Annotated in this window: 11 protein-coding genes; 5 read left to right on the top strand and 6 right to left on the bottom strand. The window is 55.1% G+C overall.

The features are described 5' to 3' along the window. Nucleotides 1-39: 39 nt before the first annotated feature. Nucleotides 40-1,281, bottom strand: a complete 1,242-nt coding sequence (locus tag BLO51_RS01310; protein WP_090665988.1) for an MFS transporter — start codon at nucleotides 1,279-1,281, stop codon at nucleotides 40-42. 453 nt (nucleotides 1,282-1,734) lie between these two features. On the opposite strand from BLO51_RS01310, the gene BLO51_RS01305 reads away from it, so the two are divergent. The 5 genes from BLO51_RS01305 to BLO51_RS01285 all read left to right on the top strand — a co-directional run bounded on the left by BLO51_RS01305 (nucleotide 1,735) and on the right by BLO51_RS01285 (nucleotide 6,784). Further along, nucleotides 1,735-2,775, top strand: a complete 1,041-nt coding sequence (locus BLO51_RS01305; RefSeq protein WP_090665986.1) for a flavin-containing monooxygenase — start codon at nucleotides 1,735-1,737, stop codon at nucleotides 2,773-2,775. Nucleotides 2,776-2,824: 49 nt separating this feature from the next. Further along, nucleotides 2,825-3,202 (top strand): glyoxalase superfamily protein, encoded by a 378-nt coding sequence (locus BLO51_RS01300; protein WP_090665984.1) that lies wholly within the window; start codon nucleotides 2,825-2,827, stop codon nucleotides 3,200-3,202. Between the two features lie 37 nt (nucleotides 3,203-3,239). Beyond that, nucleotides 3,240-3,710: a GNAT family N-acetyltransferase gene (locus BLO51_RS01295; protein ID WP_090665982.1), complete on the top strand. Its 471-nt coding sequence runs from the start codon at nucleotides 3,240-3,242 to the stop codon at nucleotides 3,708-3,710. A 139-nt stretch (nucleotides 3,711-3,849) separates the two neighbouring features. Continuing rightward, nucleotides 3,850-6,099: a sensor histidine kinase gene (locus BLO51_RS01290; protein ID WP_090665980.1), complete on the top strand. Its 2,250-nt coding sequence runs from the start codon at nucleotides 3,850-3,852 to the stop codon at nucleotides 6,097-6,099. Beyond that, nucleotides 6,086-6,784 (top strand): response regulator transcription factor, encoded by a 699-nt coding sequence (locus BLO51_RS01285; protein ID WP_090665978.1) that lies wholly within the window; start codon nucleotides 6,086-6,088, stop codon nucleotides 6,782-6,784. The genes BLO51_RS01290 and BLO51_RS01285 overlap by 14 nt, the downstream gene beginning before the upstream one ends. An 81-nt stretch (nucleotides 6,785-6,865) precedes the next feature. Here BLO51_RS01285 and BLO51_RS01280 read toward each other — a convergent pair whose 3' ends face one another. The 5 genes from BLO51_RS01280 to adhP all read right to left on the bottom strand — a co-directional run bounded on the left by BLO51_RS01280 (nucleotide 6,866) and on the right by adhP (nucleotide 13,519). Further along, nucleotides 6,866-8,344: an S-layer homology domain-containing protein gene (locus BLO51_RS01280; RefSeq protein WP_090665976.1), complete on the bottom strand. Its 1,479-nt coding sequence runs from the start codon at nucleotides 8,342-8,344 to the stop codon at nucleotides 6,866-6,868. A 635-nt stretch (nucleotides 8,345-8,979) separates the two neighbouring features. Beyond that, on the bottom strand, nucleotides 8,980-10,233 hold the full coding sequence (locus BLO51_RS01275; RefSeq protein ID WP_090665974.1) for a gluzincin family metallopeptidase: 1,254 nt from the start codon (nucleotides 10,231-10,233) through the stop codon (nucleotides 8,980-8,982). 279 nt (nucleotides 10,234-10,512) lie between these two features. After that, complete coding sequence (locus BLO51_RS01270; protein WP_090665972.1) at nucleotides 10,513-10,878, bottom strand: DUF779 domain-containing protein; 366 nt, start codon at nucleotides 10,876-10,878, stop codon at nucleotides 10,513-10,515. 12 nt (nucleotides 10,879-10,890) lie between these two features. Next, entirely contained in the window at nucleotides 10,891-12,411 is a 1,521-nt protein-coding gene (adh, locus tag BLO51_RS01265; RefSeq protein ID WP_090665970.1) for an aldehyde dehydrogenase, read from the bottom strand. Nucleotides 12,412-12,505: 94 nt separating this feature from the next. Then, nucleotides 12,506-13,519 (bottom strand): alcohol dehydrogenase AdhP, encoded by a 1,014-nt coding sequence (adhP, locus tag BLO51_RS01260; RefSeq protein WP_090665967.1) that lies wholly within the window; start codon nucleotides 13,517-13,519, stop codon nucleotides 12,506-12,508. Nucleotides 13,520-13,563 lie beyond the last annotated feature (44 nt).

Genomic DNA, 13,563 nt, shown 5'->3' with positions numbered 1-13,563 from the left:
AAAAGGCACGCTTTTGAAGGCGTGCCTTTTTGCCGTTCTTTATCGTTTGCGCAGCGTCCGGCCGAACACGGCCAGAATCGGCAGCAGGAGCACCGCGGCTGTCACAAGGGACGCCCGAAGCGAAAGACGGCTGCCGATCCATCCTACGAACGGGCCGCCCCCCGTCTGGCCGAGCGCGTCCGACTGATTGATCATCGAAAGCACGGTCGCCCGGACTTTACCTTCGATGTTCAGATTAAGCCACGTATCGTAGATCGGCCCGCTGAGCGCTCCGATGATACCAAGCGCAAGTACGGAGCCTAGCGCCCAAGTAAAGCCGGGAGCGAAGGCAAATGACAAGATAGCGATAACCCGCAAGCCGGTCAAAACAAACATCGCCACGACGACCACCCGTTCACTGCCCATATCCAGCCGCTTCTCGGCCAGCCGTACGGCAATCAGACTGAGGAACGTCGCAAGGACGGAGATCAGCCCGAACCACATTGCCATCGAGAACGGCAGTCCTGCAGGAAAGCCGATCTCCTTGATCAGATGCGCTTCCCAGAGCCGGTCGTAGCCTTCCGACGCTGCGCCGCTGAACAGCGTGACGACGAGAATCATCAGCAGCACCGGCTGGCGGCGTATTACCCGTGCTCCGGACAGCCACGTCGCCTTCATCTCCTGCCAATAGGAGAACTTGTCCACCCGCTCCGGACGGACGAATCGGGTCTCCTTCATGAAAAGAAGCAAAAATGCCCCAAGGCTGAGAAACATCAGACCGCTTATGATAAACGGCAGATTGGGCGCAAGCGTGGACAACCCAACGCTGAGCGCAATACCGATCAGTGTAGCGACCAGCGACAAGCGCTTGCCTTCCAGGAAGAGGCGCCCCACATGCTGCTCCCCGACTTCGTCAACGATCCAAGCCGTGTCGGCTCCGCTGATCAGCGTCTCGCCGACGCCGCGGATACATTCCGCAATCAGAATCCACACGAACAGCGAAAGCAAAGGACTAACGCCCCCAAGCCACGGCGCGCTGCCTTCCAGCACAAATGCGCCCCCGATCACCAGCATCCCGGCAATAACCGACAGCCGCCGGCCATACGTATCAGCGACCACCCCCGTAATTCCTTCGAAAATCAATACCGTTGCTTCCAGAACCGTACCAACGAGCAGCAGCTCGAACGGACTTAACCCGAGTTGACTTATGTAGTATACCGCATAGGTTGTAAAGGCCGTCGCATTGGCGAGCGACGTCATAAAAACTTTAATCTTATATACTTGTGACGCGCGAAATTTCATGCAGACAGATCCGCCTTTCCGGCAGACCGCACATCACACAGGGCAGTACGGTTTCTTGCGCTTCCGCCTCTTGCACACCGATGGACGGGTCATGCCGTTAGTTGTTTTAACGTTCCTGTAATCCTTAGGTTGAGTGAATAGGCCAAGCTTTTTTGCATGGTGAAGCACCTCCGTTGGGAATTAGCGCCTCTCGGGACGAATCATTCGGGAAAGGTCGCTTTAAAATCGTATTATACATCAAAATCGAGCCGGCTGCCGCCTATTCATTTCATTGTCAATTGAATTTCCAGCTGTCGGCTTCTTCCGAAAATTACGACCTGAAAAATAGTTGATAGTATGGCAAGCCTGCTTCAAGTAGCTTGACATGAAGAAGCTATTCATTTATATTATATGAATAAATGATCATATATTGTAATTATATATAAAGGTTTTAAGCGAAGGAGTTTGATGGAGATGAAACAAGTTGACGTACTAGTGATCGGAGCCGGCCAAGCCGGTCTCGCGATGGGATATTATTTGAAACAACAAGGGGTGTCGTTTACCTTGCTGGAAGCAAACGACCGCATCGGGGACAGCTGGAGGAACCGGTATGACTCCTTGGTGCTGTTCACGCCTCGAAGATTTTCGCTGCCGGGCATGCCCATGTCTGGTAATCCAAATGGTATGCCGAACAAGGACGAAGTTGCTGACTACCTCGAAGCTTACGCGAAACGTTTTTCCCTGCCGGTAAAATTGAAGACGCAGGTCGTGTCGATGACCAAGACGAGCCAGGGCTTCCTCCTCGAAACGAATCGGGGAAGCTATCGAGCGGGCAAAGTCATCGTGTCAACCGGTCCGTTCCACACGCCTTACATTCCCGGCTTTGCCTCCGGGATTCCGGACGAAATCTATCAAACGCACAGCAGCGCATACCGGAATCCCGGCGAGCTGCGGGACGGACCTGTGCTTGTCGTCGGTGCCGGCAATTCGGGCGCGCAGATCGCCGTAGAGTTATCCCGGGAGCGGCTAGTCTATTTGTCCGCGGGAAGCGAGTTGCACTTTAATCCGCTGTATGCGCTGGGCAAAAGCATTTTTTGGTATTTGGACCTGTTCGGGATTATCTATGCAGGTACCGACTCCTTGGCCGGCTCGTGGCTGAAGAAGCAGCCCGAGAAAATTTACGGACTCGAACTGAAATCGCTTCTAGCGGATCAAAAAGTGCTGCTCAAGCCAAGAGCCGTCGAAATCCGCAGAAACCGCATTGTATTCGAAAACGGAACCGAAGCGGAAGTCAGCAATATTGTGTGGTCGACCGGCTACCGCAGCGACTACCGGTGGATACAGATCGACGGCGCCACCGATTCACAGGGAAACCCTATTCACCACGGCGGCGTCAGCCCGGTGTCCGGGCTGTATTATCTCGGCCTGCCGTGGCAGTCGTCCCGAGGGTCGGCGCTGCTCGGCTGGGTAGGCCGCGATGCGTCCAAGCTGGCGGAAAAAATCCGGATTTACTAGATTCGCAGCCCGGTTTTGGTATACAATAAGCTGTGACGGAGGTGCGTTTATGAGCAATGGGTCATTCGCCTTGAAATCGGTTACCCCGATTCTTCGAATATTCGACGAAACCAAAGCGAGAGCGTTTTATTTGGACTATCTCGGCTTTCAGGTCGATTGGGAGCACCGGTTTGAGGAAAACTTCCCCTTATACATGCAAATCTCGCTTGGAGCGTGTACGCTCCATTTAAGCGAGCATCATGGGGATTGCTCCCCGGGGGCCGCGGTCCGCATCGAAGTCGAGAACCTCGAAGCGTTCCATGCGAAGCTTGAAGCTAAAGACTATAAGTACGCCAAGCCCGGCCTGGAAACTACTCCTTGGGAAACCCAGGAGCTTACCGTGACGGACCCGTTCGGGAACCGCCTCATTTTTTTCGAAGCTGCATAACGAATCTCAACCGCACATCAGGAGGGAACACAGAACGATGCCGGATATGTTAGTGAAGCTGTACGAGCTTCCGGATGACGCCCCGCTCCGAGCCAAACTGGAGAACGCGGGCTTTACGATCCGCAGGGCGCTCGTGCCGGAGAAGCATGTGATTCGAAGCTGGGTTAAGGAAAAATTCAATCCCCATTGGGAGAGCGAATGCGACGTCGCGATTAGCGGACATCCGACCTCGTGCTTTATCGCTACCTTGGAGGACAAAGTGGTCGGCTTCGCGTGTTACGACGCGACTTCCAAAGGCTTTTTCGGCCCGACCGGCGTAGACGAAGTGTGCCGCGGCAAAGGCGTCGGCGCCGCTCTGCTGTTGGCCTGCTTGCACGACATGCGAGCCCAGGGATACGGCTATGCCGTGATCGGCGGCGCGGGGCCGGTCGCTTTTTACGAAAAGACGGTCGGCGCGATAGAAATTCCGGATTCCGTGCCGGGGATCTACAAAGGAATGCTCCGGTAATGGGCCTCGTATATTGACCTGAGACCGAATACAAGCTACACTAGAAAGTACAAGCAGGGGAATTTCCAGCGGCAGCGCCGCATGGAAAGGCTTCTGCTTTTCTATTTTCCCACCCACTCTAACACACCGGGAGGAACCCGTGAATCATCGTTCGTTACGCACTCATCTGACGCTGGCCTTTGCGGTTATGGCGATCGTGCCGGTGCTGATCCTTGGCACCATTCAAGTGCAGCAAATCAACAAGCTGACGCAGGAGTACAACAAGACGCAGGAACATGCGACGAAGCGTCTCGCCGACGCCGTCGAGACGTACGTTTATTATTACCGCAACGCCGTGGATACGCTCGCTACAACGATCAGCGCATCCGGTCCCGGGTTTCGCGACCGGGCCGGCTTGACGCGCAAAATCCAGTCGGTGAAAAATAACCTGCCTGGCTTCTCCCAGCTCTATGTGACGGATGAGAACGGCGCGATAAAAGCTCTCTCGCCGGATGCGGAAAGCGGCAATGCGCAGCATGCGCTGCCGGTCGGCACCGATCTAAGCTCGCGGGAGTATTGGAAAAAAGTGAAGCTGACGCTGCAGCCCACGATCTCCGTACCGATGCATGGCGCCGAGGGCGGATCTGCGCCGTTCGTCGCGATCGCCGCCCCGCTTTACAGCGAAAGCCGGGCTTTTGAAGGCGTTGTGATCGGAATACTCGACATGGGCCAAATCGCAAGACTCGTCACCCAATACGATTACGGACCGGGCGCCTATCCCGCCGTGCTCGGTCCGGAAGGCAGGGTCATCTATCACCCTCGGAGCGAGCTGGTGCAGTCCATCGCGGATTTGTCCGGCGAACCGGCGGTCCAAGCGGCGGCCTCCCTCAAGGAAGGGATGGACAAGTTCGTCTCCGGCGCCAACGGACAGAAAGAGCTCGTTTCCTTCAAAACGATCGACAGTCTGGGCTGGACGGTGTGGGTCGGCCGCTCTTACGCTGCCGTACAGGAAGCTTTCTTCGCCTCGCTCAAATCGACCTTTCTGCTGCTCTTGCTTACGCTTGGCTTGACCGTGCTTCTGGGCTCCTATTTGGCCAAACGGCTGAACCGTACGATCCATGCGCTGGTTCGCTACACGCAGTCGCTCGCGGCCGACCGCTATACCGTGCCGAGCGAGCCGCTGTCTTCACCGGGCGCGCCGTACGAGATGCACTATTTGGCAAGCCAATTTGCGCAGATGGCCGAGCAGATTCATGACAACCGGCAGGCTTTGCTGGAGCTGAACAGCGAGTTGGAGCAGCGGGTCGAGGAGCGGACGCTCAGCCTGCAGCAGCAGCATGCGACGCTCGCCGCCATCCTGGAGAGCTACTCCGACGGCATCGTCCTTATCGACGTGAATCAGCAGGTTGTGCTTGCCAACCGCCGGATGGCCGAGCTGTTCAGATTCGACGGCAAGGAACTCCTAAGCTTGACGGAGGAGGAACTGCTGAGCCGGATCGCTCGCAAAATGCCACAACCGGACGAGGACTTCGTCCGAATCGGCCGCAAGCCGAATCCAACCGGCAAATTTACGCTGGTCCGCTCCCCCGGCGACGAACGGGTCGTCCAGTTGGCCTCGTTTCAAGTGTCGGACGGCGGCAAGGAATTCGGACGTGGCTACGTCTTCCGGGACATGACGAAGGAGCATGAGATCGACTCGCTGAAGAACGACTTGATCTCGCTCGCCTCTCATGAGTTCAAGACTCCGATTACGAGCATCAAAGGAAGCGTTGAGACGCTGCTGCGCAAGCATGCCGGATGGGACGAGGAGTTCAAGCAGGAGCTGCTGGAAGGCATTCACGAGGATATCGGCCGGATTCAGGAGCTGATCGACGAATGGCTCGACATTTCCAAGATCGAAGCCGGGGCGCTGAGCATTCATCCCGCGCCTGTCCGGGTCCGCTCCGTCGTTGAAGGAGCTTGGCAGAGACTGCCCCACTCCCTTTCGGCCGATGCGCAGCTTCATATCGACTTGTACGAGGAACTGCCGTTTCTCTATGCGGACAAACGGAGGATGGAGCAAATTTTTATCAATCTGTTCACCAACTCCATCCGTTACAACGAATCGAAGCCTCATATTCGGGTCACAGCGGAGCCGAACGGGCTGAACGTGCGAATTTTCGTCAAGGACAACGGCATTGGCATTCCCGAAGCCCATCTGCCCCACATTTTCGACCGGTTCTACCGGGTCGACGTTTCGTCCAGCCGCCGTACCGGAGGAACGGGACTGGGACTTGCGATCTGCAAAGGCATCATTGACGCACACGGCGGCTCGATCGAAGTACACAGCACGGAAGGCGCAGGAACGACGATGATCGTCTCGGTGCCTATCTATTACGGCCAAACGGAGGACGACAATGAAGAAGCATAAAATTATGATCGTAGACGACGAGCCGAAAATTTTACGGTTTATCGCTGCCAATTTGAAATCGGCCGGCTATGAAACCGCCACGTGCGCAAGCGGCGCGGAAGCGCTGGAGGCGCTTGACCTGTTCGATCCCGATCTAATTCTGCTCGACGTCATGATGCCGGGAATGGATGGCTTCGAGGTGTTGACCCGGCTCCGAACTTATACGGACGTGGCGGTCATCATCCTGACGGCGCGGAGCAATTCCAGCGACAAGGTGCAGGGACTGAATCTGGGGGCCGACGATTATTTGACCAAGCCGTTCTCGCTGGATGAGCTGTTTGCCCGCGTCAGCGCCGTGCTGCGGCGCTTTGACCGCGGTAGCGGACAAATACCCGCCGCCAAGGAGCTGCGCCTCGGCCCCGTTATCGTCAATCTGGCCCAGCGCCGGGCGTGGCACGGTGACAGCGAAATCAAATTTACGGACACGGAATACAAGCTGCTTGTCCAATTGCTTCAGCACGAAGGCAAGGTGCTGACCCACGAGCAGCTGCTGACCGAAATCTGGGGCAGCGAATACCGCGACGATGTGGAATATTTGCGAGTGACCATCGCGCGCATCCGGCAGAAGCTGAAAGCCGTCCTTCCGGAAGGTCAATGGATCGTAACCTACCCCGGCGTAGGCTATATGATCCAAAACGGCGGTTAAACGTCAAAAATCCATCGGCCTTTACCAAGGACCGATGGATTTTTATATGGGATGATTATGTTACTACGTCTCCTGCCGCTCTTATTTCGCGGTGAGCGTCACGTTCGCAGCCGTAGCCCAGTTTCCGAGCGGCGCAACCGTATACGTCGTTCCCGGCGTCAGCTTGCTACCGTTCTGCAGATCGAACGTCCCGACGGCGCCTTTGCGCGAGGTCAGCTTGTAAGTCGCGTTCAGCTTAGTGCCGTCGGCGGCTGTCAGCACGATGCTGCGGAGAGCGAACAGCTCGTCTTTCGGGTCCGCCGACAAGGTCACGTTCAACGAAGCGGCATCGGCTTGTTCGACGGATTGAATTTGAAGCGGCGCGATTTCTTTCGTCGTAAACGTCGGATTGGCAATGGTCGACCAATCGGAAGTGACCGTATACTTGACGCCCGGCTTCAGTGTCTGCCCTTCCGGCAGGCGGAATTTCGGAGCTTGTCGCCCGTCCGTCGCTTGCGTGAACGGTACGTACGAAGCGACAATCGGCTCTCCGTTCTCCGGCGTAATCGTAACTTGCTTGCCTCTCATGGACGAAATCAGCTGATACGTTTTGCCGTTGTACATGTTGTTGTCGTCCAGACTAAACTCAAGGCCGCCGCGCTTCCCTTGGTAAGCCACGACTACGTTGCCGTAGTCGGTAACGCCGTCTTCCAGCTTCGATTCAATTTCGAACGTATCGGAAGCAACTTGCTGCACGGAGCTCATCGAAATTTTGTTCGTCATCGCTTCGAAGGTGCCAATTTTTTTGCCTTTGTAGGAGAACGTATAAGTCGTGCCCGCTTTTTGCGGAGAAACCGGTAAAATATAGGTCGATTTCGAGCCCGATTTCAGCTGCGGAATGTTAAGCGGCGTCAAGCCGTTGTCGAACATAAAGTTCGCTTTGGCTTTCTCCACGTCGATCTCTTCCTTCGGCAGCGGCGCGGAGAACGTAATTTGAAGCGTGATCGGGTTCACGGCTTTCCACTCCGTCACTTGAAAAGAAGCGACCTGCAACGCGGCATGGACCACGATAGCGGCTTCGCCGCGGGTCATGGCGCTGCTTCCCGAATAAGCCGTACCTAGCGCATTTTTCAGCGTGGCCGCATCGGCTTTGGATGCCTTGGCAATAATCGCGATCAATTGATCTTGCGATAACGAATCGTTCGGTTTAAAACTGCCGTTCTCCCCGTTCATGGCGCCTTGGTCAACAACCGCGTTCACGTATTCGTAGAACCAGTCGGACGCCTTCACATCGCTCCATGCGGATGCCTGTCCTGCAGCTTGAAGCTGGAACGCTTTGGTCGCCATCGTCGCAAGCTCGGCTCTGGTGATCGCTTGGTTCGGACGGAAGTCATGCTGGCCGTAGCCTTGAACGACTTGGCTTTTTTCGAGCGCTTCAAGCGCCGTCTGGTAAGGCGCCGCTGCACTGACATCGGTGAATGAGGCCGCTGCCTGTACATGCAATACATGAATTGGAGCAAGCGAACCGAGCGTAACGGCAGTCGTCAGCGCGACAGTCGTGATCATCTTTTTCGTTTTCATCAAAGTCATCTCGCTTTCAGAGAACGTATTTTCAAGCAGGGGTTTATGAAGTTGTTTCGTACATGACCTATCTTACCTCCCGAGCCGTTACAATCGAATAAAAATAATGGAGGCCGCATTACAAAAACGTAAAAAAACCTGAGCTTTCCTTTTCGCTCAGGTTCGCTATCCCTAAGGTTCATCGTCAAATGCCCGCCCCCTCTATTTTCCACGTACGGCGCGCCCCCGCAAACTGGAAATAAGCGTCGGCAACCGTAGTAAATGTTACGGTAAACGCTCCATCCCACTGCCCCGAAACATTGGAAACCTTTCCCTAAGACAACTGCTCCCTATGAGCTAACTATAGAGGAACCACAAATCCCCGTTCCTCTATTATTAATGCGGCTGTTTGCAACATTACGAGAATTAATAATTCTCAACAAATAAAAAAGCAGAGGCGTAACCCCCTGCTCTTTACTTCCTGCTCATTGAAGTAACCGTTCCAAAAATTCATCTTGCTTTACAATAATAGCGGAGGAGCGCAGAAAACGATTTTCCGGAATGCGGCCGGATCGAAAACCGCATCCCGGTGGGCGGTGATTGCCGCGTCTTCGAACGAGATGTCTCCGGTCCCATGGATGACCCGGTAACCCCGTTCATACCATTACAAGTTCATCCACAAGATGGGTTTCAAGCCGCGGGGCCTCGATCGCTGTGTTCGTCGTAATTTCGCGCCAATCGAAGCAACTGCGGATTGTCCGTTCGTATTTTCCATTGTATAACTGCCGATCGGCGTTCAAGATGTCCTGCAATACCTTCCCATAATGCAGATCTTCTTTGGACGTATTGCTCCAAGCGGTTGCCATTAACTTACCGAAACGATCCCTTGCATCTAACAGCGCATCTTTGAATTCCTTTTCCTTGCCTTGAAACAGTGCTGTGAATTGCTGCTGTACCTCCGGAACCTGTTCAAAATGAGCCGAATAAGCTCGATCCCCCAGCTGCTGCGAGATGAGTCCGCGCTCGATCAAATTGATTTGGAACATTTCCACCAAAATATCGAATGCCCCGCCTGTAAACGGTTCGGACAAATCGTGCGCCTCCCGGCCCACCGTTGACATTTTCTTATTGTTGAATGCTATCCGGATAGACCGTCCATTTCGCAATTCCCCCATCCGAGACAATTCGTTTACCGAAAACAAGTTCCCGTTGGTGTTATGCAGTAGACTTTCGAGAACCGAATCAAAATGTAACGTGGATACAATAGCCACAAGATCGCCAAAAGCTTCGTGATGTCCTCCATATTCATCCGTAATTTGATTTTGCGGGACGCCGATGACGGAGTATTTGATCGTATGTCCCATCTCGTGCGCCAGAACGTCAAAATTTTCGCAGTAGGGATTATCGTAATCCAAGCCATGTCTGTCAGGCTTAACGGGAAAACCAAACTCGAGAAAACCCTCCAATCCGGAATGGGCATTCCCCCATTCCACCCGAGGAATTAACAGGAGCTTGGGTGGATTAAACGGCCAAGGAATCGTCCTCCCGAAATAATCTTCCCAAATATCCATCACCCTCCGAACCGTCGCGTACATCGTGGCTGCCGAAAATGCGCGATCTCCAGGACGGAGATGATCGAAATGACCTTGAGCATTAGGTTGAACCGGAGGGGCATGAGGACCTTGATATCGGTACGCAAAGTCAGGTGAACCGTTGAACCCGAACGGGATCTTATTCAAAGCATCGACGACGTACATTCTTTCATCCTCGGGCCCGGCTTGAACGGATCCGGGCGGAACATTGATGTATACCACTTCGGGTTGTTCGAATCCCGGCACCGTTTTATTTTGCGGGTAAATGAGAAATCTGGTCCCTTGCTCTCTCGCGCGGGCATCCAATAACTGTGACATGCAGATCCTCCTTGGTTTGTATGATATAGTTCTGTAATATAATGTTTTTTTAACGAACCTTTTATACGTTAGATCGGAAAGGCAAAAAAGCCCTTGCATATAACAAGGACTTTGCGATTTGGTTTCAATCCGGCAATCGGCGACGGCGACCGACCCATCGAGAGTTACAGTGCATAAATATGCGGATTTTGCCGACGGCACGCTTCCCTGACCGCCATTTGCAGGCGGACCTGCTGCGGGATAATTTCCAGTGTTCTCCGCAATAACCTTCCAGCGGGATTACGGCAGTCCGAGCGCTTTCCGCTCCTCGTCGGTAAACACGCGCGACCGGGTCAAAAATCGCTTTCCCTCCGGCCCTTCGAGCGAAAACATACCGCCTCTCCCGGGCACCACGTCAATGATTAGCTGCGTGTATTTCCAATAGTCATACTGCGCTTGGCTCATATAGAACGGAGCGCCGCCCATCTCACCGAGCCGGACGTCCTGTTCCCCGAGCAGGAATTCCCCCTCCGGATAGCACATGGGAGAGCTGCCGTCGCAGCAGCCTCCCGATTGATGGAACATGACAGGGCCGTATTTGTCCTGGAGCTGGCGGATTAAGGCCAGCGCTTCGTCCGTTGCGAGCACCTTTGGGACCGTATCCATCGCGCCCCCGGATCAGAAAAAGCCCATGGCGTCCGTACTGTAGCTGACCAGCAGGTTTTTCGTTTGCTGGTAATGCGACAGCATCATCTTGTGCGTCTCGCGGCCGATCCCGGAGCCCTTGTACCCGCCGAACGCCGCATGCGCCGGATAGGCATGGTAGCAGTTGGTCCAGACGCGGCCCGCCTGAATGTTTCTTCCGAACCGGTATGCCGTATTGATATCCCGTGTCCACAGTCCGGCACCCAGTCCGTACAGCGTATCGTTGGCGATGGCCAACGCTTCCTCCTGATCCTTGAAAGTCGTGACGGAAACAACCGGACCGAAAATTTCCTCTTGGAAAATACGCATTTTATTGTGGCCTTTAAATACCGTCGGCTGAACGTAATAACCGCCGCTCAGGTCTCCTCCGAGCGCCGCCCGGTCTCCTCCGATCAGACATTCGGCCCCTTCTTGCTTCCCGATGCTCAGGTACGACATAATTTTCTCGACCTGCTCGGAGGACGCCTGCGCGCCGATCATCGTTTCCGTGTCGAGCGGGTTGCCCTGCTTGATCGCCGCTACCCGCTGCAAAGCCCGCTCCATAAACTGGTCGTAGATCGACTCCTGAATGAGTGCGCGGGATGGGCAGGTGCACACTTCGCCTTGGTTCAGCGCGAACAACACGAAGCCTTCGATCGCCTTGTTCAGGAAGGCGTCATCCTTGGCGTATACATCTTCAAAGAACAGATTGGGCGACTTTCCGCCGAGCTCCAGCGTGACCGGGATAATGTTCTGCGAAGCATACTGCATGATCAAGCGTCCCGTCGTCGTTTCGCCGGTGAACGCGATCTTGGCAATGCGGCTGCTCGAAGCGAGCGGCTTGCCGGCTTCGAGCCCGAAGCCGTTTACGATGTTCAGTGCGCCGGCCGGCAGCAGGTCGGCAATCAGCTCCGCGAGCACGAGGATCGACGCCGGCGTCTGCTCCGCGGGCTTGAGCACGACGCAATTGCCGGCCGCCAGCGCGGGCGCGATTTTCCACGTTGCCATCAGCAGCGGGAAGTTCCACGGAATGATTTGCCCGACGACGCCAAGCGGCTCATGGAAATGATAGGCGACTGTATCGTTATCCACTTCCCCTAGCGTGCCCTCCTCTGTACGGATGCACCCGGCGAAATAGCGGAAATGGTCGATGGCCAGCGGCAGGTCGGCCGCGAGCGTTTCCCGGATCGGCTTGCCGTTATCCCACGTCTCCGCTACGGCAAGCAGCTCCAAATTCGCTTCCATACGGTCCGCGATTTTGTTCAAGATTTGCGCCCGGGCGGCTACCGACGTGCGGCCCCAAGCATCTTTGGCGGCATGGGCCGCATCCAGAGCCAGCTCGATGTCTTCCGCCGTAGAGCGGGGAATCTCGCAAAAGACTTGACCCGTTACAGGCGTAACGTTGTCAAAATACTGCCCTTTCACCGGCGCGACCCATTGACCGCCGATAAAATTTTCGTAGCGCTTCTTGAATGTCACCTTGGCTCCGGTTTGTCCTGGTTGTGCATAGATCATCGTTTCGTCCTCCCACGTTTGGATTGGATAGATTATGACATGAGTTGTGATGATACAGATGTATGCGACGGATGCGAATGTATGCCTTGTACCGTTAATCGAGCGTCAGGACGACACGTCCATTGACCTGACCTTTTTGCAGCCGGTCTAACACTTCATTGATCCGGTCCAGCGGCTGCGTCTCGATATTCGTCTTCACCTTCCCCCGGGCCGCAAAATCCAGCGCTTCCTGCAAATCTTTTCGCGAGCCGACAATCGAGCCCTTGACTGTTACGCCGTTCAACACAGTGTCAAAAATCGGGATCGGCAAATCCGCATTCGGCAGTCCGACGACGACCAGCGTGCCGCCACGCCGAACTGAGCGGTAAGCCTGCTCGAACGCTTTCGGCGTCACGGCGACGCTGATCGCGGCATGCGCACCTCCGATTTCCCGCTCAATCGCTTCCGTAGGGTCTTCCTTCTGCCCGTTGACGGTCAAGTCGGCTCCCAAAGCCATAGCAAGCTCCAGCTTATCGTCATGAATATCGACGGCGACCACATGGTAGCCCATCGCTTTGGCATACTGGAGCGCAACATGGCCGAGTCCGCCGATGCCGTAAATGGCAACCCACTCGCCGGGCTTCGCCCCCGTCACCTTAAGCGCTTTATACGTCGTCACGCCTGCGCAGAAGATTGGAGCCGCGTCCACGTAGCTTATGCTATCCGGAATTTTCGCCACATAAGCAGCCGGCGCTTTGCAGTACTCAGCATACCCGCCGTCGACCGAATACCCTGCGTTGAGCTGGTTTTTGCAGAGCGTCTCCCACCCTGTCAAGCAATAATCGCATTCGCCGCACGCGGAATAGAGCCAAGGAATTCCGACGCGGTCTCCCAGCTTAAGCGAAGTCACGCCTTCTCCCAGCGCCACGATTTCGCCGACGCCTTCATGTCCGGGAATAAGCGGCAGCTTCGGTTTGACCGGCCAATCTCCGTGAGCGGCATGCAGGTCGGTATGGCAAACCCCGCACGCTTTCATCTTGACGAGCACTTCGCCGTAGCCGATCTCCGGCACGGGTACGTCTTTAATCTCCAATTGCTGGTGAAACTCATTCACAACGGCCGCTTTCATCTGATGAATTCCTCCCCTTGAAAACTTTTTGACTTCGCTATAAA

The sequence above is a fragment of the Paenibacillus tianmuensis genome (assembly GCF_900100345.1).
GTDB classification, from domain to species: domain Bacteria; phylum Bacillota; class Bacilli; order Paenibacillales; family NBRC-103111; genus Paenibacillus_G; species Paenibacillus_G tianmuensis.
Note: the sequence above shows the minus strand (reverse complement) of the source record. Positions and strands in the feature narration are given on the sequence as shown.

Coding starts and splice junctions, on each gene's coding strand:
- BLO51_RS01305 (WP_090665986.1), top strand. CDS start 1,735: ATGAAACAAGTTGACGTACTAGTGATCGGAGCCGGCCAAGCCGGTCTC.
- adh (WP_090665970.1), bottom strand. CDS start 12,411: ATGATCTATGCACAACCAGGACAAACCGGAGCCAAGGTGACATTCAAG.
- BLO51_RS01280 (WP_090665976.1), bottom strand. CDS start 8,344: ATGAAAACGAAAAAGATGATCACGACTGTCGCGCTGACGACTGCCGTT.
- adhP (WP_090665967.1), bottom strand. CDS start 13,519: ATGAAAGCGGCCGTTGTGAATGAGTTTCACCAGCAATTGGAGATTAAA.
- BLO51_RS01275 (WP_090665974.1), bottom strand. CDS start 10,233: ATGTCACAGTTATTGGATGCCCGCGCGAGAGAGCAAGGGACCAGATTT.
- BLO51_RS01310 (WP_090665988.1), bottom strand. CDS start 1,281: ATGAAATTTCGCGCGTCACAAGTATATAAGATTAAAGTTTTTATGACG.
- BLO51_RS01285 (WP_090665978.1), top strand. CDS start 6,086: ATGAAGAAGCATAAAATTATGATCGTAGACGACGAGCCGAAAATTTTA.
- BLO51_RS01270 (WP_090665972.1), bottom strand. CDS start 10,878: ATGGATACGGTCCCAAAGGTGCTCGCAACGGACGAAGCGCTGGCCTTA.
- BLO51_RS01300 (WP_090665984.1), top strand. CDS start 2,825: ATGAGCAATGGGTCATTCGCCTTGAAATCGGTTACCCCGATTCTTCGA.
- BLO51_RS01295 (WP_090665982.1), top strand. CDS start 3,240: ATGCCGGATATGTTAGTGAAGCTGTACGAGCTTCCGGATGACGCCCCG.